Origin of the sequence: Chryseobacterium sp. PCH239 (assembly GCF_018924625.1) — a bacterium.
Classification (GTDB): domain Bacteria; phylum Bacteroidota; class Bacteroidia; order Flavobacteriales; family Weeksellaceae; genus Chryseobacterium; species Chryseobacterium cucumeris.
Map to the genome: position 1 here is coordinate 1,644,167 of NZ_CP073027.1, position 20,814 is coordinate 1,664,980.

Annotated in this window: 16 protein-coding genes; 5 read left to right on the forward strand and 11 right to left on the reverse strand. The window is 37.0% G+C overall.

What is annotated here, in order from left to right; genetic code table 11:
* Nucleotides 1-286: 286 nt before the first annotated feature.
* From KBP46_RS07525 to KBP46_RS07535, 3 genes are all read right to left on the reverse strand, one after another.
* On the reverse strand, nucleotides 287-1,105 hold the full coding sequence (locus KBP46_RS07525) for an undecaprenyl-diphosphate phosphatase (protein ID WP_062671115.1): 819 nt from the start codon (nucleotides 1,103-1,105) through the stop codon (nucleotides 287-289).
* Nucleotides 1,106-1,216: 111 nt separating this feature from the next.
* Entirely contained in the window at nucleotides 1,217-1,513 is a 297-nt protein-coding gene (locus tag KBP46_RS07530; RefSeq protein WP_062671117.1) for a DUF3098 domain-containing protein, read from the reverse strand.
* A 2-nt stretch (nucleotides 1,514-1,515) separates the two neighbouring features.
* A complete protein-coding gene (locus KBP46_RS07535) occupies nucleotides 1,516-2,415 on the reverse strand; it encodes an ABC transporter permease (protein ID WP_062671119.1) in 900 nt (299 codons plus the stop codon).
* Between the two features lie 81 nt (nucleotides 2,416-2,496).
* On the opposite strand from KBP46_RS07535, the gene rsmA reads away from it, so the two are divergent.
* A complete protein-coding gene (gene rsmA, locus KBP46_RS07540) occupies nucleotides 2,497-3,276 on the forward strand; it encodes a 16S rRNA (adenine(1518)-N(6)/adenine(1519)-N(6))-dimethyltransferase RsmA (protein WP_216445464.1) in 780 nt (259 codons plus the stop codon).
* A gap of 129 nt (nucleotides 3,277-3,405) precedes the next feature.
* On the opposite strand, the gene KBP46_RS07545 is transcribed toward rsmA, so the two are convergent.
* The 8 genes from KBP46_RS07545 to KBP46_RS07580 all read right to left on the reverse strand — a co-directional run bounded on the left by KBP46_RS07545 (nucleotide 3,406) and on the right by KBP46_RS07580 (nucleotide 16,143).
* On the reverse strand, nucleotides 3,406-5,763 hold the full coding sequence (locus tag KBP46_RS07545) for a choice-of-anchor L domain-containing protein (RefSeq protein ID WP_062671124.1): 2,358 nt from the start codon (nucleotides 5,761-5,763) through the stop codon (nucleotides 3,406-3,408).
* Between the two features lie 287 nt (nucleotides 5,764-6,050).
* Nucleotides 6,051-9,635, reverse strand: coding sequence for a choice-of-anchor L domain-containing protein (locus tag KBP46_RS07550; RefSeq protein WP_216445046.1), 3,585 nt, complete (start codon nucleotides 9,633-9,635; stop codon nucleotides 6,051-6,053).
* A gap of 168 nt (nucleotides 9,636-9,803) precedes the next feature.
* On the reverse strand, nucleotides 9,804-12,164 hold the full coding sequence (locus tag KBP46_RS07555) for a choice-of-anchor L domain-containing protein (RefSeq protein WP_062671128.1): 2,361 nt from the start codon (nucleotides 12,162-12,164) through the stop codon (nucleotides 9,804-9,806).
* Nucleotides 12,165-12,357: 193 nt separating this feature from the next.
* Complete coding sequence (locus KBP46_RS07560) at nucleotides 12,358-12,924, reverse strand: DUF1003 domain-containing protein (RefSeq protein ID WP_062671130.1); 567 nt, start codon at nucleotides 12,922-12,924, stop codon at nucleotides 12,358-12,360.
* A gap of 11 nt (nucleotides 12,925-12,935) precedes the next feature.
* The gene (locus KBP46_RS07565; protein ID WP_117753093.1) at nucleotides 12,936-13,703 is read right to left on the reverse strand and encodes a TIGR02757 family protein; all 768 of its coding nucleotides are present in this window, start codon (nucleotides 13,701-13,703) and stop codon (nucleotides 12,936-12,938) included.
* Between the two features lie 10 nt (nucleotides 13,704-13,713).
* Complete coding sequence (locus tag KBP46_RS07570; RefSeq protein ID WP_062671132.1) at nucleotides 13,714-14,628, reverse strand: ribonuclease Z; 915 nt, start codon at nucleotides 14,626-14,628, stop codon at nucleotides 13,714-13,716.
* A gap of 68 nt (nucleotides 14,629-14,696) precedes the next feature.
* Entirely contained in the window at nucleotides 14,697-15,278 is a 582-nt protein-coding gene (gene rdgB, locus KBP46_RS07575) for an RdgB/HAM1 family non-canonical purine NTP pyrophosphatase (RefSeq protein ID WP_062671602.1), read from the reverse strand.
* A 34-nt stretch (nucleotides 15,279-15,312) separates the two neighbouring features.
* Nucleotides 15,313-16,143 (reverse strand): CPBP family intramembrane glutamic endopeptidase, encoded by an 831-nt coding sequence (locus KBP46_RS07580; RefSeq protein WP_062671134.1) that lies wholly within the window; start codon nucleotides 16,141-16,143, stop codon nucleotides 15,313-15,315.
* Nucleotides 16,144-16,251: 108 nt separating this feature from the next.
* Between KBP46_RS07580 and KBP46_RS07585 the strand changes: the two genes are divergently transcribed.
* The 4 genes from KBP46_RS07585 to KBP46_RS07600 all read left to right on the forward strand — a co-directional run bounded on the left by KBP46_RS07585 (nucleotide 16,252) and on the right by KBP46_RS07600 (nucleotide 20,724).
* Nucleotides 16,252-16,941, forward strand: coding sequence for a hypothetical protein (locus KBP46_RS07585; RefSeq protein ID WP_216445047.1), 690 nt, complete (start codon nucleotides 16,252-16,254; stop codon nucleotides 16,939-16,941).
* Nucleotides 16,942-16,954: 13 nt separating this feature from the next.
* Nucleotides 16,955-17,677 carry a hypothetical protein gene (locus KBP46_RS07590; protein WP_216445048.1) on the forward strand — a complete coding sequence of 241 codons (723 nt, stop codon included), beginning with the start codon at nucleotides 16,955-16,957 and terminating at the stop codon, nucleotides 17,675-17,677.
* A gap of 148 nt (nucleotides 17,678-17,825) precedes the next feature.
* Complete coding sequence (locus tag KBP46_RS07595) at nucleotides 17,826-19,421, forward strand: peptide chain release factor 3 (RefSeq protein ID WP_062671139.1); 1,596 nt, start codon at nucleotides 17,826-17,828, stop codon at nucleotides 19,419-19,421.
* A 358-nt stretch (nucleotides 19,422-19,779) separates the two neighbouring features.
* Nucleotides 19,780-20,724, forward strand: coding sequence for a DUF4349 domain-containing protein (locus tag KBP46_RS07600; protein WP_216445049.1), 945 nt, complete (start codon nucleotides 19,780-19,782; stop codon nucleotides 20,722-20,724).
* Nucleotides 20,725-20,814 lie beyond the last annotated feature (90 nt).

Consider the following 20,814-nt stretch of genomic DNA (forward strand, 5'->3'; position numbering starts at 1 on the left):
TCATAATAATGATTAAAAAATAAAGCAATAAAAGATTTAATATTTATTAATAAAACTAATATGAGATAAATATTTATTAATCGTATTGTAATTCTTTTTTTGTTAATCAAGAAAATGAAAATTATAATTGCAAAAATAAGAATACTTGTTACAAAAATATCATGTTCTAAACCTACATTATAAGCAAAAGGATGGATATTTAAAGGAATAAAGATAAAGCCACAAAGGATGAAAAATAACAGACAAAGTAGATAAACAAATTTCTCTTTAAATAATATGTTTTGCATTATTTAAAGAAATAAAAATAAATCAACAGGGCAACTCCAACAAAAATACGGTACCAGCCCCAAGGTTTGAATCCATATTTGTTAAGCACACCAATAAATGCTTTAATGGCAATAAGTGCTACAATAAATGCTACAATATTTCCTACCACGAAGATCATAATGTGATCCTGTGAAGACATAATCATTTCATATCCTTTCTGTGGATTTGCGGTTTCTTTTCCCCAGGTCTTAACAAAAACTGAGTACACTGTTACCGCAAGCATGGTAGGAACTGCAAGAAAAAAAGAGAATTCTGCAGCAGCCTTTCTGGTAAGACCTTGGGCCATTCCTCCAATGATGGAAGCAGCACTACGGCTTGTACCCGGCATCATTGCAAGACACTGCCAGAAACCAATGGTAACAGCATTTCTTATCGTAATTCCTTTTTCATCATCAATCTTAGGATTCTTAAACCATTTATCGGCAAACAATAAAACTACACCACCCAACACCAGTACAGAAGAAATCGCAATCTGGTTCCCAAGAACGGCTTCAATTTTATCATCGAATAAATATCCCAACACCAAAGCCGGAACTACGGCAAATGCAAGTTTGAAATAGAACTGAATATTATTTAAGTCAAAAAACTTTTTCCAATAGGCTACTACCACAGATAAAATAGCTCCAAACTGAATAGACACCTGAAACATTTTTAAAAATTCTGTTTCTTCCAACCCCATAAGATTCGCAGTAAATCCCATATGTGCTGTAGAGGAAATCGGAAGATATTCCGTCAAGCCTTCTACAATGGCAATAATAATTGCTTTGATTAAATCCATATTCTTTTAAAAATTAAAAAGATTAAAAGATTTAAGAATTAGAAAAATCAGCTCATTGGCTTACATCTTTCAATTCTTAAATTTTTTAATCCTTAAATAAAATTATTTTATTTATTTTCTTTTTAAGATCGCGTACACTTCTATTGCAAATCCTATAACAACAAACAGAGGTGCTATTCTGATTCTTCTGATAGAAAAGATCCCGTCATTCCATGAGTTAGGATCAAATTTTCCATCTACAGTATTGGCATCAGGTCCCATCATCAGTAGAAATCCTACTACAATAAATGCTAATCCGATCAGCATCCATTTGAAATTCTGCTGTCCGAAATAGAAAGTGTTTTCCTGTGGTACTTCAGCTTCATGTCCAAAGTCTGAAGCGGAAAATTTATTTGTTTTTTTGCTCATTATTAAGAGTAATATAAATCGTCAACGTTTGATTTTAAGAATCTCCATGTAGCGAAAATGGTACTTAAGACAGAAATAAAAATTCCAACACCCAATACCAGGATAACTAACCAGAAGTACTGATTGTTGTCCTGCACGAAAGCTGAACCAATCTGACTTGTGAAATAATACCAGACTCCACCTAACGCAATAAGACCTATTACAGAACCGATAGCTCCCAGAATAATAGCTTCTACAATGAAAGGTTTAAGGATAAATCTTCTTTTCGCTCCTACCAACTGCATTGTTTTAATAATAAATCTCTTCGAGAATATCTTCAGACGGATAGAGTTGTTGATCAATACAACTGCCAATATCAGAAACAGAATCGAAAATCCTAAAATCCATTTCAGAATTCTGCTCAGGTTATTGTAAACATCTACCATCAAAGTACTGTCATTTTTAACATCGATAATCCCTGGAACAGATTTGATCTCTTTGATGGCTTCATCAATTTTTGCTGGATCTACGAATTCCGGTTTTAAAGCTACTTCAATAGAGGAAGGGAAAATATTTTCTTCGAACAATGCATCACTGTCGATTCCCATACTCTTTTTGGCTTCTTTAGCCGCCATATCCCTTGAAATATAAGTCGCTTTTTTTACAGGAGCTAATAACTGTACCTTTTTAAAAGTTTCTTCCTCAAGTTTTGCAATTTTTACAGAATCTTTAGCGTCATAGTTTTCATCAAAGTAGGCATTCACCACCAACTGTTCTTTGATATAGTCAGAATACTTCTGGGCATTAATCAGAATAAGCCCCATTAATCCTAACAAAAATAACACTAAGGCAATACTTATCACTACTGTAATATTGCTGGACCGAAGCCTTTTCTTATTAAATTCATCTACAGATTTAGCCATTAATATTAAAATTTTTGGCTAAAATAGAAAAAATCTTCCGAAATTTGGGACGAAATAAAGAAAATCACTGTTAATAAAATCATAAAAAACTTTGAGTGTAAAAGCAAAAAACATCTTGGACAGCACTTCCTGACAGATGAAAATATCGCAAGAAAAATTGTAGAAGGTCTTAGTTTTGAGAACTATACCAACATCATGGAAGTAGGCCCTGGAATGGGAGTTCTTACCAAATATCTTCTTGAAAAGGATCAGAACATTTACCTTGCAGAAATAGACACAGAATCTATTGAATACCTGAAAAACAATTATAAAAAAGTAACGGAAGAAACTTTTGTAGGAGATTTCCTGAAACAGGATTTCAGTTTTATCAAAGACGATCAGATTGCTATCATTGGAAATTTCCCTTATAACATTTCGTCACAGATTCTGTTTCAGATTGTAGATCATTACCAATTGATCCCGGAAATGGTGGGAATGTTCCAGAAAGAGGTTGCTGAAAGAACGGCTGCTGTTCCCAGAACTAAAGATTACGGTATTCTTTCTGTTCTGATACAGGCGTATTATGATGTATCTTATATGTTTACGGTACATGAGAACGTCTTCAATCCTCCGCCAAAAGTAAAATCGGGAGTCATCAGACTTACAAGAAACCCTAAGGAAGGACTTGCGGGCAATGAGGTTCTGTTTAAGCAGATTGTTAAGACAGGTTTCAACCAAAGAAGAAAAAAACTTTCTAATGCTCTGAAATCATTAAACATTCCTGAAGCCTTAAAAGGACATGAATTTTTAGATAAGAGAGCGGAAGAACTTAGTGTTGCAGATTTTATACACTTTGCGAATCTCTGGAAAGAAAATCAATAAACAATTATTATAAAAAGCTCCTCTATCAGGAGCTTTTTTGTTGAATAAAGTACAATACCCTTATTCGTTAAAAGTAGAAAGCCTTTCAAATAAATTCGAAAGGCTTTCTTTTATAGTACATTATCAATTTTAGTTTCTGTTCTTCAGCATGATCCATCCTGACCAGTTCATCTGAGCTTTTGATTTTGGATACTCAAAGTTGAATTTATACCAGTATGTTGCTGTAGGAAGTCTCTTACCACCTACTGTTCCGTCCCAGGTAGGATTTTCTTTTGAGAATCTGAACATTTCTACTCCATACCTGTCATATACAGAACCTGTAAAGTTTTTAAAGTCTCCAAGAGCCTTAAGATCCAGTACATCGTTGATTCCGTCTTCGTTCGGCGTAATGATATTGTTAATCTGCAATGTAAAGAATTCAAGAGATCCCACACAATGTGTTCCTACTCTTCTTACTAAAACAGTGTAGTTTGTATTATCTAAAAGGTTAGTAAATACATTAGAAGCCTGCCATGTAATACCATTGTCAATAGAATATTCCAAAGTACTTGGTGTATTGTTCATTGGCGGGTTTTCCGCTGTAATTGTTACTGACTTTTTGATACTTTCATAATTTAAAGCGGTAACGAAAGGAGTTGCTGCTCCCATTACTTTAGCTTCAAAAACTTTCTTACAGATACCGTTATCAATTTCCACTGAGTAAATACCCCATTGGTTTACATTAATTTTCTGCGTTGTAGCACCTGTGCTCCAAAGATATTTATAACCGTCACCAGCTCCTGCATCCAGGGTTACAACATCACCTACACACATTTCAACATCTTTCAATGTAGAGGTAATTTCTGGTGTCACTTCAATTCTAATTGTTGCCGGATTCAGAGATTTACATCCTTTTGCTCCAATTGCATATACTGTAAATGTGGTAGTCTGATACAGAGTAACGGTCTGCATATTCCCTGTTCCCATAAAATTGCTCCAAAGATAAGTATCTCCTCCTTCAGCAGTAAGAGTTACAGATTCTCCTGGACAGATTTTTATTCTGGAAGCTTTCACTTTAGCGGTTGGGGTTGCTTCTTTCTGTAATGTCAGTTCTACAATTTTGCTACAGAATCCTCCATTGGAAACCAAAACATACAAAATCTGTCCATCGTTACCATTATAGTTTAAAGGAGTCTGAATATAGTTGTTATTCTGTGCAACAGCATCCGCCTGATTTTCGTAGAATTTAAAGATAGCTCCAGGCGTTGGGCTGATGGTAGGCATAATTGTACTTAAATCAAAAGTAGTAATATCCGGTGTGGTACAAAGCAGCAATGTTGCATCCTGAGCCTGAGGTGTTGTTCCTCCGTGAATCTGTATGGAAGCTTTACCCGGACATGGATTACCTGGAACACTTACTTCGATAGTATAAGTACCAGGCTGTATTGCAGTAATTGTATTAGTAGTTGCATTAGGTATTGGTGCACCGTTATAGAACCACTGATATACAAGGTTAGGGTCATTTACAGAAGCTGTAATTACCTGAGGGACATTATCACATACATTGATATCTGAAGGCAATTTGGTTCCTGCAGGATCTAAAAGATCTACCCCGATATTGAAAGATCCACCTTCAAGGAATACGGCAGAGTCATAACTGTGGTCACTGTAATCGGCAATTACCATTTTGAAGTGGTATTGCTGTCCTGCTACTACGGTTGCCGTAGCAGTCAATGGAATCGTTCTTCCGTTAAAATTTGTTTCAACGTTCCCGGTGTTATATCCTGCAAAATATTGTTCGTTTACGGCACCACAACTCCCTGCAATTGCAGGGTGGATATTGGTAATACTTACCGGTCCTGCTCCTCCCGGAAGTACAGCCATATTTACATAAGGTCCACCTGAAGTAGGTCTCAATAAGATGGCAAATGCATCTGCAAAGGTACAAGGGAATGAGCCTGTATATTCTTCTGAGGCAATCAGATAATTAAATTTAATCTGAGAGGTGGTTGGAACGAAGTCAAACTCCAAAAGCACAGCATCATTCAATCTGCTTTCCACTACCCCAATCACCTGTGCAAGGTCAGCATCTGATCCTCCACCGTTCACATCACTAAGGCCACCCTCAAAGGTGTTACCAGCTCTTCTTGCAAATCCTGTGGAAAGAATAAGTCCATCTTTAAACGGAAAATTGGTTGCAGCCTTATGAAAATATCCCCATGCTCTGTTTGCCTCACTTGCAGCATGGTTAGGTGTAATCTTCACATTGGTTACATTGGGAGTAAGACAAGTATTGGTCCCGGATGAGATCAATACATCTTTAACCATTTTTTCAATAGTATAAGCTGTTTCAGGATACTGCGGAGCATTCACATCAATAAAAGCACCAGCCCTTCCGGATAGATTGGAAGGAATTTCTTTTGCCTGTTTTCGCGGAGGCAGATCTTGTGAAAATAAAAAAGTCGAGATGACTAAAAAAAATAAACAAAGCGGTAGATATCTTCTCATAATATTTTTGTTTCAACAAATTTAATTTTTTTTTAAATATATCATATACATATTTATATTTTTTACCACAAAAAAACAAAATAAGAACCTCTTACAGTAAATTTTCATTAATCAATCCCTATTCGGACAAATCATAAATAGTGTGGTAGCATTGTATTACAAAATATTTTAACATATTCTTCCCCTATTCCAAATAATTCACAAAACGCAACAATCTTTATTCCTAAAAACAACAAAATCTTTCATTGCTGAAAGATTTTGTTGTTGATTTTTTATTTTAGTAAATTCTAGTTTCTGTTCTTTAAGAGAATCCAACCTGAACGTTGTTCCATTTTCTTGCTGGCCGGATTTTCCCATTGTACTCTATACCAATAAGTAGCGGTAGGAAGATTGATTCCTTTTAAAGATCCTGTCCATATAACATTACCTTTAGTTGCTTTAAATACTTCCGCCCCGTATCGGTCGAAAATTGAAGCTGCAAAGTCTTTGTATCCGCTGATTCCAGTAAAGTCAATGGTATCATTTACACCATCCATATTTGGAGTAATAGCATTGCTGATAACAAATGTAAAGTAATCCAGTGAAGTACCACATTTGGCACCTTTCACTCTTACCATTACAGAATACATCGTATTATTCAAAATACCTGTAAATATATTGGATGGCTGCCATGTCAATCCTCCATCTATAGAATATTCTAAAGTTCCACCTGTAGGATTACTTGCCGTAAGTGTAAGAATATGGTTATCATAAACAATATTGGTAAACTGTGGCAGATCAGGATTAATAAGCTGTGCAGAGAATGTTTTGGAACAAACCCCATTGCTGATTATCACAGAATACGTTCCGGGAATATTAGTGGTTATCGTCTGAGTCGTTGCTCCTGTACTCCATACATAAGTATAGTTGGGTCCTGCCCCGGCATCCAGAGTTCCTTTATCTCCGGCGCAGACAAATACATCTTTTAAGGTAGAAACAATCGCCGGAACTACTTCAATAGTAACTTTAGCCGGATTCACAGAGCTACATCCGTTTCCTCCTAATGCATATACTGAATACTCTGTTGTTACGGTAGGCGTCACTACCTGTGTGTTTCCGTTTCCTGTAAGTCCTACCCAGTTATAAGTAATTCCTCCTGTGGCAGTTAATGTTACAGATTCTCCTTCACAGATTTTTAATTTAGATGCTGTAAGACCTGCTATAGGTGGTCCTACCTGAACTGTAACAGTTGCGGGCGTTGCAGAAATACATCCGTTAGCTCCAACTGCAAATACCGTATACACAGTAGTTGTAGTAGGTGAAACAACCTGAGTATTTCCATTTCCTGTAAGACCATTGCCCCAGTTATAGGTTACCCCTCCGGAAGCGGTCAACGTCACTGATTCTCCCACACAAATACGAGGTTGTGATGAAACCAATGCAGCAACCGGTTGTACTTTATCTTCCTGAACTGTTACTGTAGCAGTAAATGTACAGCTCAGGTTTCCTGGTTGTGAAATGTTAGTAACCGTTAGAGTATAAGTTCCTCCAGAGCTTACAACAGGGGTAAGAGTATTACCTCCTGATACAATAGTTCCTCCGGTTGTTGTCCAGGCAATTGTAGATCCTGCAGGAACTACTGATGCCGAAGCATTGATAGTAACCTGAGGAGTTGTACAGGTAATTGTTTGTGGTGCAGCAATAGTAAGAGTAGTTTGGGCTGTGCTTAATAATTGCAGAGATACTACATAGCTGCAGCCTCCATTGCTTACTAATACATAAATAGTCTGGCTTCCTCCGGGAGGTGTATATGTTGTAGGTACTGCAATAAAGTTTCCGTTAGCTGCATTGGCATCAGCCTGATTGATATAGTAAGTAAAAGTAACGCCTGCAGTAGTTGTAATCTGAGGCTGAGCTTCAGTAAGATTATAAGTTAATCCTGGCTGATAACACTTATGCAGTGTTGCATTTTGTGCTGTAAAAGGCTCTGAAACTTCTATTGTTATCGTTGCAGGGTTTTGAGAGACACAACCATTTGCACCTACTGCTGTTACGGTATAAGTAGTGGTAACAGTAGGTGAAACAACCTGTGTACTTCCGTTTCCTGTAAGGCCATTACCCCAGTTATAGGTAGCCCCGCCTGAAGCGGTAAGTGTTACAGAATCTCCTTTACAGATTTTTATTTTGCTTGCTGTAAGCCCGGTAACTGGCGGGGCACTGTTTCCTGTTACAGTTACAGTTCCTACAGCGGTACAGCTGATATTTCCAGGCTGATAAACTTTTGTAATAGTTAAAGTATATGTTCCTGCCGCATTAATGACAGGGTTTAAAGTAGTTCCTCCTGAAACAATATTTCCTCCTGTAGTTGTCCAGTTGAAAGTAGCTCCTGCCGGATAAACAGAGGCTGAAGCATCCAGTGTAGTCTGAGAGTTAGCACAGGTAAGTACAGCCGGAGGAGCAATAGTAGGCGTCATTTGTGGCGCCTTTACCAATTGCAGCTGTGCTACTTTTGCACAGAAACCGTTTGCTACTCTCACATACACCGTTCCACCTGCACTCTGATGAGCTGTTGGATTAGGAATTGTATTTGCATTTCCTGCATTAGCATCCGCCAATGTGGTATAGTAGGTAAACACAGCACCCGGTGTGGTGCTTATTGAAGCTTGTGCTAATGTTAAATTAAAAGTTGCATTTCCGGCAGCATAACAGGCTGTTAATGTAGCATTCTGTACTGTAGGAGATGTTCCGCCAACTACTGTAATAGTAGCTTCCCCCGGACAGGTATTCCCCTGGATGAAAACCTTAACGGTGTATACCCCTGGTGCTGTTGCCGTGTAACTTGCATTGGTAGCTCCTGCAATCGGAGTGGTACCCTGATACCACTGATACGTTATATTAGGTCCCTGTACAGAGGCTGTAAAAGTCTGTGGCGTATTATCACACATATTAACAGAATCAGGAAGCTGCACGCCAGCCGGATCCAGGATTTTCACCCCGATATCAAATGATCCTGCTTCAAGAAATACTGCTGAATCGAAGTTGGGATCCTGATAATCCGCCAACACAATTTTAAAATGGTAGGTTTGCCCGGGAATGACAGTTGCTTTTGCTGTCAGAGGAATAGTACGTCCATTAAAATTGGTTTCAATCTGAGCGGTATTGGTTCCTCCGTAATAGGCTTCATTCTTAGGTCCGCAGTTTTGATATTGCGGGTGAATATTCGTTACACTTACAGGTCCTGCTCCTCCGGGAAGCACTGCAAGATTGGTATAAGTAGGATCAGATGCCTTTTTTAACAGCAAAGCGAAACCATCTGTAATAGTACATGGAAAGTTTTGCTGATATTCTTTAGAAGCAAATAAATATCTGAAAGTAATTTCAGTAGAGGCGGCTACAAAGTCAAACTCTATAGAGGTTGCATTGGTTAGGTTATTGTTAGCAATCCCTAAAGCGTTCGCAAGATCTACATCTCCTCCGGTTCCCAGATCATCACTTAATGTTCCTTGAAAAGTATTCCCTGCTTTATTGGCATATCCGGTTGAAAGTATAATCCCTTTACTAAAAGGAAAGTTGGTATTTGATTTATTAAAATATCCCCAGCTACGGTTCTGATTGGTGGCAGACAAGTTAGGAGAAACGGTTACATTGCTTACCGTTGAACTGGTACAAGTAGAGCCTCCTGATATAAGCACATCATTTATAAGCTGGGTTATAGGATAGCCGGACTCCGGGTAACTAGGTGCATTTACATCTATAAAAACACCTGCCCTCAAAGAAGCAGCTTTAGGTTTTGCAGCAATTTCTACCCTTCCTTTATTTTGAGCCAAAACAAAGTTCCCCATGAAAGCTAAAAATAACGCTAAAAATAAATTTCCTCTCCTCCTATTTAACATTTTATATTATTTTGAACAAAAATACTATTTTTTTTGATTGAAATTCAAGTTAACACAATTTACATTATTACTAACGCAAATTTATTTATATTAGAATATCAACTCTGTTTATTTTAAAATAATAAAAAAAGACTGACGAAATAGTCAGTCTTTCAGTTATAGTTTAAATTATTCTATATTTTTAAGTAATATCCATCCTGTTTTTACAGTAAGTTCTTTACTTGCAGGATCTTCGAAGGTTACCTGATACCAATAGGTAGAAGTAGGAAGCTTTTTACCCTGGAAATATCCGTCCCAATATGGATTGATCTTCGCTGCTTTGAACACTTCTCTTCCATATCGGTCGAAAACCTGTCCGCTGAAATCTTTATAATTAACCACACCGCTGAAATCAATGACATCATTAATATTATCACCGTTTGGAGTAATTACATTTTTCATCACGAATGTAAAGAATTCAAGGAAACCTACACAGCTGGTAAATTTAACCCTAACTCTGATCGAAATGACTTTATTTTTAGGCACATTGTTAAATACATTTGAAGACTGCCATGTAACCCCGTTATCTACTGAATATTCCAGGATACCATTACTTGGATTACTTGCTGTAACGATCATAACTCCATTCTCACTATAATCCACTTTTATCACTTCAGGGATCACGGCCTTAATAACCTGAGTTTTGAACTCTTTTGAACAAACTCCGTTACTGATCGTTACCGAATATTCTCCAGGTGTAGAGACTGTAATACTTTGACTTGTTTCACCAGAACTCCATTGATAAGTATATCCTGGACCAGAACCTGCATCCAGAATAATTTTATCACCCTGACAGATATGTCCTCCTTTTAAGTTGGAAACGATAGCCGGAACTACTTCAATGGTAATACGTGCCGGTTGAAGAGATTTACATCCCTGTGCCCCGATAGCATATACAGTATAGGTAGTAGTTTGAGTTGGGCTTACCGTTCTGATTCCTCCGGTAGTGGCTGCTGAATCACTCCATTCATAGGTTACACCGCCTGTAGCTGTAAGCAAAACAGATTCTCCGGCACAGATTTTCAATCTTGGTGCGGTAAGTAAAGCCGTTGGTGTCTCTTCTTTTCTTAAAGTTAATGTTGCAATCTTACTACAGAAAGCTCCATTGGAAACCAATACGTATAATATCTGTCCATCTGTTCCTGAGTAGTTTGTGAGATTAGTGATGTAGCTGTTATTTTGAGCCTGTGCATCGGCCTGATTTGCATAAAAACGGAATACTGCTCCCTGCGTTGTACTGATTAAAGGTTTTGCTGTTTCCAGATTAAAACTGGTAATTGCAGGTGTAGTACAGAGTTTAAGTTCAGCATTCTGTACGGTAGGGCTCGTTCCTCCGATAATGGTAATAGTAGCTTCACTTGGACATTGATTTCCCGGGACCATTACTTTTACAGTATAAACTCCCGGTTGGGTAGCTACATACACAGCACTTGTTGCCCCTGGAATAGCCACTCCATCTTTATACCACTGATAAGTCATTCCCGGAATTGCTGCTACCTGTGCCTTTAACTGCTTCGGAGTATTATCACACATGTTGATAGTACCTGGTAACACAACTCCTGTTTCATCTACAATTTTAATTCCCACGTCGAAAGATCCTCCTTCTAAGAAAACTGCTGAGTCATGAGACGGGTCTTTGGCATCTGCCAATACCATTTTGAAATGATACGTTTGTCCTGGGATTACGTCTGCCACAGCTGTTAAAGGAGTTGTTCTTCCAAAATAATTGATTACTAAATGTGGATTTGCCAGTGCTCCAAAAAAAGCTGCATTAATTGGCCCACAGCTGAATCCATTTCCTGCAGGAACAATATTGGTTGCACTTACAGGTCCGGCACCTCCCGGCAATACAGCCAGGTTAGTATAGGTAGGATCTCCAACTTTCTTTAATAAAAGAGCAAAGGCATCAGAATAGCCCAGACATGGATAATTGGAAGTATATTCATCAGAAACGAATATGTAATTAAATTTCACCTGGTTTGAATTCGGAACGAAATCAAACTCAAGGGCTACCGCATCGGTTAAACTTACATTGGCTCCGGTAGCGGCTACAAGATCCGCATCACTTCCTGTTCCTACTGATTGTCCTACAGCGGCTACATAGTTGTTTCCAGCTTCAGATGCATATCCTGTAGTAAGGACAATCCCATCCGTAAAAGGAAAATTAGTAGTTCCTTTATGAAAATACCCCCAGAATCTGTTGCTGTTTGTCACATCATGATTAGGAGATACAGTAACGTTGGTAACATTGGCTGTTGTACAATTGGTACCGCCATTGATCAAAATATTCTTTACCAACTGCTCGGGAGTATAATTTGAAGGGGTGTAAGGCGGTACATTCACATCTATAAATGCTCCGGCCCTGAGAGCGGCGGCAGAAGGTTTTATTCTTTCTGATTTTCTGACAGGTCTCGTTTGAGAAAATGCAGAAACAGAAATCAATAAAAAAGAAAAAAGGAAAAAATAGTTTTTTAGTCTATAGATTAACATTTTGTTTTCATTTGTTCAAATGTAGCAAAAATAATCATACCAAATCAGCCTTTAACATTACTATTTTATAATCCAGCAGGTAGATTCATAACATTTTTTTCTTATTATTACATTTTCCGCAAATCATTTTGAACAGAAATTAATCCATAAAAAAACAGATCAACGTATTGATCTGTTTAAACTTTAACGGCCATTATTCCGGTTCTTTATCATCTTTTTTCAACTGGTCTATTTCATTCTGCAACTGAGAGATAATATCTTTTAAGGCTTTTATTTCGTTTTTGTTCGAGCTCACATTACTCTTGAGCATTACATTTTTCGCTCTTTCATTGTGGTCTTCTTCATCTTCGTCTTCGTTAATTTCTTCAATATCTTCGCTGATTTCCTCAATGTCTTCCTGGATATCTTCAATATCTTCATTGATCTCTTCAATGTCTTCGCTAATTTCTTCTATATCCTCGCTGATTTCCTCAATATCTTCCTGAATGTCTTCAATATCTTCCTGTATATCTTCAATTTTCTCGTGGCTTTTATTCACAGACATCTGAATGAAGATTGCCAGATAAATAGCTTCCAGGGAAAGTACGGTCGTAAGAATCAGAAGCATTTTATCAAAATCAACGATATTCAGCATCGGAAGTAAAAACGAGGTAAGGAACAGCAGAGTATGAACAATCAGGGACTGAATAGATCCTATCCAAGATGTAATGCTGTCTGCTATTTTTTCAAGAACTTCTGTTTTTTCGTTATATTTTTTCATCCTTTATATTTTTACAACAGTTCCTTTGTTACTCCTAATCCAAACAATGCAAAGTCATATTTTGCCGGATCTTTTTCATCAAATTTTCTGATGGCAATATCAAGCTCTTCTACTGTTTTCCAATCATTCTGTGTTCGGAAAACCAAGCCTAATTTTCTGGAGATGTTTCCTGTATGCACATCCAGTGGAATGGAAAGATTTTTTTGGTCTATATTCTTCCAGATGCCAAAATCTACTCCCCTTTTATCTTTACGCACCATCCATCTCAAAAACATAATAATCCTTTTGGCAGAGGAATTCTTATAAGGTGAACTGATGTGTTTATGGCTTCTGTGCTTCTCTGTTTCCAGGAAACCACTTCTGAATCTTTCTATAGCGTGGAGAAAGTTATTCTCTGATTCTTTTACTTTAAATAAACTTTCCAGGCTTTCATTTTCATTATAAATTCTGTTGAACTGTCTGATGAAATAGGAAAAATCCTGTCCGTTGAACGTTCTGTGAATGCTTTTATCCTGAATACTTTCCAGATCTTTTTCTGAATAATTCATGACAAAATCATAGGGTGAATTTCCCATAATATCAAGCATTTTATCTGCAGAATTAATGATGGACTTTCTGTTTCCCCAGGAAATTGTTGCTGCCAGAAATCCTGCAATTTCAATGTCCTGTTTTAAAGAAAAGCGATGCGGAATCTGTATCGGGTCATTTTCAATAAAATCAGGAGCGTTATACTGATCTGCTTTTTCGTTGAGAAAATCTCTGAGTTCTTCAAATTTCAACATATTCATTCTAAATCTTTACACTTTCCAATGCTTTTGGTAAAAATGTATTGGGAAATATTTCTCTTGCCTCATCAGTAAATACTGTCAGATCTCCATATCTGTTGGAAAAGTGACCTAAAATCAGTTTTCCAACCTGAGCTTTCTGAGCAATGGTAGCTGCTTCCAAAGCTGTGGTGTGGCCTGTATAATCTGCCATTTCCTTCAGATCATGTAAAAATGTAGATTCATGATACAAAACCGTTACATTCTTAATGATAGGAATCACAGTTTCAAGATAACGGGTATCACTGCAAAATGCATAGGATACCGATGGAGCCGGATCAACAGTCAGAATTTCATTTTTAAGGACATAACCATCGCTTAGTACAAAGTCCTTCCCTGCTTTGATATTGTGATAATCGCAGGTTTCAATTTCGCTGTACTTTGCAATCTCTTTCATATTAAGATGCCTGTCTTTCGGTTTTTCTTTAAAAAGATACCCATTACAGTAAATCCTGTGATCCAAAGGAATAGTGTATACTTCTACCCTGTTATCCTCGTATATTTTTTCAGAATAATCTTTATCCAGTTCATGATAAATCACTTCAAAACCACGGTGGGTTTCTGTAATCTGAAAAATGGTTTCCAACATCTTCTTAATTCCTTTAGGACCATAAACATGCAAGGGCATATCTCTTCCTAAAAGACGGAAAGAGGCTATAAGCCCCGGAAGTCCGAAACAATGATCTCCATGAAGATGGGAGATAAAAATATGATTGATTTTTGAAAATCTTGCTTTTGCCTTTCTCAGCTGTACCTGTGTACCTTCTCCACAATCGATCAGGAAGAGTCTTTCTTCCATTTCCAGCAGCTGTGCTGTGGGTGATGTATTGATGGTCGGAATCGCAGAGTTAAAACCTAATATTGTTAAATAAGTACTCAAATCAATAATTTATGATAACAAATGTACAACAGAAAATATAAATGGGGATTTCGTCCTGATATTTAAACTTAATCAGTTACTTTTAAAAAATCCATAAATAGGTCTAATGCCTGTTTACGGTGGCTGATCTTATTTTTGTCTTCAGGATCCATTTCTGCAAAAGTTCTTTCATATCCTTCAGGAACAAAAATCGGATCATATCCGAAACCTTTGAAACCTTTATTTTCTGTCAGTAAATTTCCATGAACTCTGCCTTCAAAATATTGAGCGCCATTTTCATCATAATAACACAGAACCGTCACAAAATAAGCCTTCCTGTTTTCAATTCCCTGCATTTCTTCCAATACCTTTTCGATATTTTTTGCGAAGTCATGATCTCCGGCATAACGGGCTGAGAAAATTCCAGGTCTTCCATCCAAAGATTCTACTACCAAACCGCTGTCGTCTCCCAAACTTGGAACCCCTGTTTTTTCAAAGCAATATTTGGCCTTGATCAGGGCATTGGCATGAAATGAATCTCCGTCTTCTACAATTTCTTCGTGAATATTATAATCGGTAAGACTTTTCACCACGCAGTCACTTCCCAGGATCTGTTGGATTTCTTCTTTTTTATGTTCGTTGTGTGTAGCTACTAATAATTCCATTTCTATATTCATTTTCAATTTTATTTTTTAATCGGGTTACTTACATTTCAGCATAATGTATTTTATACTTTTTCATAAAAAGATAATAGAACAAAGAGAAAAGTACAATTCCAACAGCCAGCACAAGCCATTCTGAAATATGAAGAACCTTTGCAAAACTCTCGTCTTTACCATAAAGCACCAATAGCGACAGGGTTAAATTATTAAACGCATGCAGTAATATCGGCATCAGCAAAGACTTTGTTTTATGATAGACCAATCCCAGTACACAGCCCAACATTACAGCGCTGATAAACTGCCATGGATTTCCGTGAACCACGCCAAAAATTATAGAAGCATACAGAATCGCCTTCCATGGTTCTACTCCTTTATTGATCAATCCTTTCTGGATAATTCCTCTGAATATAATTTCCTCAAAAATCGGAGCCATGATTACCGTCATGATAATCATTACAACAGGATTATCTGTCAATTGGCTCATCAGCTGGATAAAATATTCATAAAAGTCACCGAAAAACGGTCCTGTGGTTGGGATCTGAGCGGCAATAAATTCGGAAATAAACATCATCCCCGCCATCATTGGAAAGATGAGAAGATAGGTAGAAAAATTAACCGATGAAAAGTTGAAGTTAAGCCTCTTTTGAGTAGTACGTCTTACAATGAAAAAATCAAAGAAAGCAATAGCTGTAAGAAATCCTACAGAATTTGCTACCATCAGAAACCAGTCTTTCAATTCAATATTTTCTCTGAAAACAACCTTCCAGAAAGTGCTGAATAAAGAAACGGCCATTGTTCCCACGAATAATCCAACCACCAAAACAACACCGCCAAACCATGTGAACGTAAACTTCGGATATTTGCTATTTTCCATCCTTTCTCTGTAAAAGTTTATGAGAAACAAAGATAATTTTTTTGACTGCTACAGGCAACTAAAAAAGGAATTTCTTATTTTCGTTCCTTTATCCATGAACATCACAAAATGAATACAGAATTTCCATTCCAAAGATTTGAGTCTGCAACCAACAGGTGGATGACTGTTGTTCTGAATGCTCTTTTCTTTGTGATGTTTATTTCTTTCGTTTTGCTTTTTGTTTTAGGTCCTGCTTACGGAATTTACAGAAGAGGGTTTGAAACTATGCTGTACCCTGCCTTGATCAGTTGGGGACTTTCATTGTTGATTTTGATTCCTGCGATCCGTTATATTATTAAAAGGAAAAAGCCGGCCCATACAATTGTGGTTGATGAAACCGGCCTCTTATTTTATAATTCAAGAAATGAAATTGCAGATCAGATCCTCTACACAGATCTCCGGCCTTCAAAACAGAATTTTGATATTTACACAGTCAATCCGGTAGGATCAGGAATCACTTCTTTACTGCAGGTAACAGTCTTATCAGATAAAAAAGAAGAAACTCTAAGACGTATTGATATGAATCTCCCTTTGAGAGTGGTAAAAAACAAATCTGCTTTGTATGCCCATTTTCTACACGGCATCAGCACTTTCCGTCCTGATTTGAAGATAGATCCTCTCGTTTTCCGCAGCTATTCTATTGATACGGAAACATGGAAAGTGAACAGTAAAGGGATCTCTTTGGGAGGCTGGCTTTTATTTCTGGCAGCACTTGTTATTACAGCACTTATATGCGGGCTTGTTTTTTTGTTAACTTAGGCTAAGAATTAATATGATTGAAAAGTTCCAGACCATAGAATCCAAAATCAGCAAACCCACTACTTATTTTCTAATGGGAATTCTCTGGATCGCTGTCATTCTGATTATGGTAGTAATCGTGGTTGTTTTCAATCTTATTTACAATAATTTCAGACAATATTTAGAACAGGATCTGGGCATTTTTTTCACGCTTATTATTGCACAACTGCTTCTTATATTTTGTTGTATCGCTTTGATAATGGCTTTAACTTACAGAAAAAAGCAAAAGATACGAAAAGCCATTGTAGATGAAAAAGGAGTAACATTCTATAACAACCGAAATGTAATCATTGAAACCATATTATATCATGAACTTCAGCCGGCTCAGAACTCATCCACCGATGTACATGTATCCAATACCCAAAACGTAAAATATAGCAAAACGACATTGCAGATCTACCTGAAAAATAAAGCAGGAGAAATTGGACCAATACGTGTTGATTTCAATTTTGAACTGGTAATTTTAAGTAACCAATATGATCTATACCATCATTTTCTAAAAGGGATTCAACACTTTCGTCCGGATCTGAGAATAAGTCAACAGGCGATTGATCAGTACAATATCAGTTCAGAACCACAAAAAACAGAATTTGGGATATTTGAATATATCATAGCAGCCATTGTTATCCTGATTTCTGCCGGACTGGTGTATGTTTTTATGTTCCTCGTAAAAATAATAGTTGATAAGCTGCATTGAAGAAAAGCCAGCTATTGGCCGTTTCACAGCTATATTCATCATTCAGAAACCTGAGTATCCTTCTATTATTCTGTCTAATTAATATTGTCTTCATTTAAATTTGAAAACCTCGTAAAAAATCACGATTTTTGCAACTTCAAAATACGATATGTCAGACTTAATCAAAGAAATACAAAAAAGAAAGACCTTCGGGATCATTTCCCACCCGGATGCCGGAAAAACGACTCTTACAGAAAAGCTTCTTCTTTTCGGGGGAGCTATTCAGGAAGCGGGTGCGGTAAAATCCAACAAAATAAAAAAAGGAGCTACCTCCGACTTTATGGAAATTGAAAGACAGAGAGGAATCTCTGTAGCGACTTCCGTATTAGCTTTTGAATATAGAGACCACAAAATCAACATTCTCGATACTCCGGGTCACAAAGACTTTGCTGAGGATACTTACAGAACATTAACTGCTGTAGACTCCGTAATCGTTGTAATTGACGTTGCAAAAGGGGTTGAGGAACAAACTGAAAAACTTGTTCAGGTTTGTAGAATGAGAAACATTCCGATGCTGGTTTTCATCAATAAACTGGACCGTGAAGGTAAAGATGCCTTCGATCTTTTGGATGAGGTAGAACAAAAATTAGGATTAACCGTTTGTCCGCTTTCTTTACCAATTGGTATGGGAAGTGACTTCCAGGGAATTTATAATATCTGGGAAAATAATATTCAGTTATTCTTAGAGGAGAAAAAACAGAAAGTTGGAGATTCTATTAAGTTTGATGATATCAATGACACATCTATTGATGATGTGATTGGTGAAAAAGCGGCAAAAACATTAAGAGAAGAGCTTGATCTGATCCAGTCTGTTTATCCTGAATTTAATCGTGATGATTATATGAAAGGTGATCTTCAGCCGGTATTTTTCGGTTCTGCTTTAAATAACTTTGGAGTACGTGAATTATTGGATGCTTTTATTGATATTGCTCCAATGCCACAGCCCAAAGAAAGTGATACGCGTCTGGTAAAACCTGAGGAAAGCACTTTCACAGGATTTGTTTTCAAAATCCACGCGAATATGGATCCTAAGCACAGAGACAGGCTTGCATTCGTAAAGATTGTTTCAGGAACATTCAGGAGAAACGAAAACTACTTACTGGTAAGAGAAGGTAAAAAAATGAAATTCTCCTCTCCTAACGCATTCTTTGCAGATAAGAAAGAAGTGGTAGAAGAAAGTTTCCCTGGTGATATCGTCGGTTTACATGATACGGGAAGTTTCAGAATCGGAGATACATTGACTGGTGGCGAAAAATTAAGCTTCAAAGGAATTCCTAGCTTCTCTCCTGAACATTTCCGTTATATCAATAATAACGATCCGTTAAAAGCCAAGCAATTGGCGAAAGGTATTGATCAGCTGATGGATGAAGGGGTTGCGCAGTTATTTACGCTTGAAATGAACGGAAGAAAGATCATTGGAACGGTTGGAGCCCTTCAGTACGAAGTTATCCAATACCGTTTAGAGCATGAATATGGTGCAAAATGTACTTATGAACCGTTATCTATGCACAAAGCATGTTGGGTAGAAGCTGATGAGAAGTCTGAAGAATTCAAGGAATTTGCAAGATTAAAGCAGAGATTCCTGGCAAGAGATAAGTACAATCAATTGGTATTCCTTGCAGATTCTTCTTTCACGATTCACATGACGCAGGAGAAATTCCCGAATGTGAAATTACACTTCATCAGTGAGTTCAGAGAAAATTAAATGAAAGACAAATCGCAAAAAGGCGAAATTGTTTACAATACAGATCCGCAGAATTTTTCTGCGGATTTTTTTATAATATATATCGTATGAAACCACCTCGTCTAAAATTCTTCGAATTTTTGCCACCACTCCGGAGGATGAGAATTTTTAGATTTCCGAACTAATATTTAGTGAAAAGACAAAGCTTTCGAATCATTTCAATACCCCAAAATCAGAAAAACACTTTGTAAATCTTTTGTAAAACGAATACAAAAGATTGAAAATACAGCACTTATAATTTTACCAGCACAATACATTTCATTTACAATCTTTACAAGAACTTCCCTTCTAATTTTACTTCATCAAAAAAATTAATCTTATGAAAAAGTTCATCTTACTCACTGCTGCAGCAAGCACTTTCATTATGTGTAAAAAAGCGGAAGCTACACAGGATAAAATACATGAAGCCATCCATTCAGCCGACAGTGCGGTTACAGTGGCTACAGAAACCGTTGAAAATGCCAGTAAAACAGTAGACCAGGCTATGGATTCTGCAAGTATTAAAATAAAAGACTTTGAGAATACAAAAAATGATATCCGGCAAAATATAGAGAACACTTCCAAAATGGTAGATTCTTTATCGGATAAAATTGCCAATACAAAACTGGAATCAAAAATTGAGAAAAAAGATTCTATAACAAAGAAGACTGAAAAGATTGCAGTAAAAGCTCCGGCTCCAAAGGTTATTAAAGAAACCAAAATCATTTATAAAGAAAAGCCTAAGAATGACAGTTACGAACTGAATATGCCTAAAGATAAAATGGTAAAATCAGGATATCTTTCTATAACCGCAGAGAATGTGGAAACGGTAAAGGAAATTATCCGGGACGAAGCGAACAGAAATAACGGTTATATCAAAAGTGAAAATCTATCTTATGTGGAATCAGCCAGTCCTCACGGAGAGGATCAAAAAGTATACAGTCTGGATATCAAAGTTCCCATACAGCATTTTGATGGGTTAATGGAGGGTATCAATAGCAATGTTGGAGATATTGATACAAAAGATATTCAGGTTTCAGGACGAAACTACGCAGACAATACCATCTGCACAATCAGTGTAAATATCAGTGAGAAAGCCAAAACAGAAACAGAGCCTAAAACCTTTGGTGGAAAATCACTGGCTGCCATTGAATCCGGCTGGGATGTTATTACTTCCATATTCCTGTTTATCCTTCCATTATGGCCTTTATTCCTAATTGCCGGCATTGGGTATTATTTCTATAAAAAGAAGAACAGAAACATTCCTAATAACGATTCTCACTAAGTTTCAATCTTTACTCAGCATAGATTTTAATAATTTTTTAATGAGGTTTAGAATAGAAGTTCGATACTAATGTTTAATTTTATCAAACGT

Bases quoted from the DNA above. Each gene is read 5' to 3' on its own strand.
- KBP46_RS07590 (WP_216445048.1), top strand. From the start codon at position 16,955: ATGATTGAAAAGTTCCAGACCATAGAATCCAAAATCAGCAAACCCACT.
- KBP46_RS07595 (WP_062671139.1), top strand. From the start codon at position 17,826: ATGTCAGACTTAATCAAAGAAATACAAAAAAGAAAGACCTTCGGGATC.
- KBP46_RS07525 (WP_062671115.1), bottom strand. From the start codon at position 1,105: ATGGATTTAATCAAAGCAATTATTATTGCCATTGTAGAAGGCTTGACG.
- KBP46_RS07530 (WP_062671117.1), bottom strand. From the start codon at position 1,513: ATGAGCAAAAAAACAAATAAATTTTCCGCTTCAGACTTTGGACATGAA.
- KBP46_RS07535 (WP_062671119.1), bottom strand. From the start codon at position 2,415: ATGGCTAAATCTGTAGATGAATTTAATAAGAAAAGGCTTCGGTCCAGC.
- KBP46_RS07545 (WP_062671124.1), bottom strand. From the start codon at position 5,763: ATGAGAAGATATCTACCGCTTTGTTTATTTTTTTTAGTCATCTCGACT.
- KBP46_RS07600 (WP_216445049.1), top strand. From the start codon at position 19,780: ATGAAAAAGTTCATCTTACTCACTGCTGCAGCAAGCACTTTCATTATG.
- KBP46_RS07555 (WP_062671128.1), bottom strand. From the start codon at position 12,164: ATGTTAATCTATAGACTAAAAAACTATTTTTTCCTTTTTTCTTTTTTA.
- KBP46_RS07550 (WP_216445046.1), bottom strand. From the start codon at position 9,635: ATGTTAAATAGGAGGAGAGGAAATTTATTTTTAGCGTTATTTTTAGCT.
- KBP46_RS07580 (WP_062671134.1), bottom strand. From the start codon at position 16,143: ATGGAAAATAGCAAATATCCGAAGTTTACGTTCACATGGTTTGGCGGT.
- KBP46_RS07585 (WP_216445047.1), top strand. From the start codon at position 16,252: ATGAATACAGAATTTCCATTCCAAAGATTTGAGTCTGCAACCAACAGG.
- KBP46_RS07560 (WP_062671130.1), bottom strand. From the start codon at position 12,924: ATGAAAAAATATAACGAAAAAACAGAAGTTCTTGAAAAAATAGCAGAC.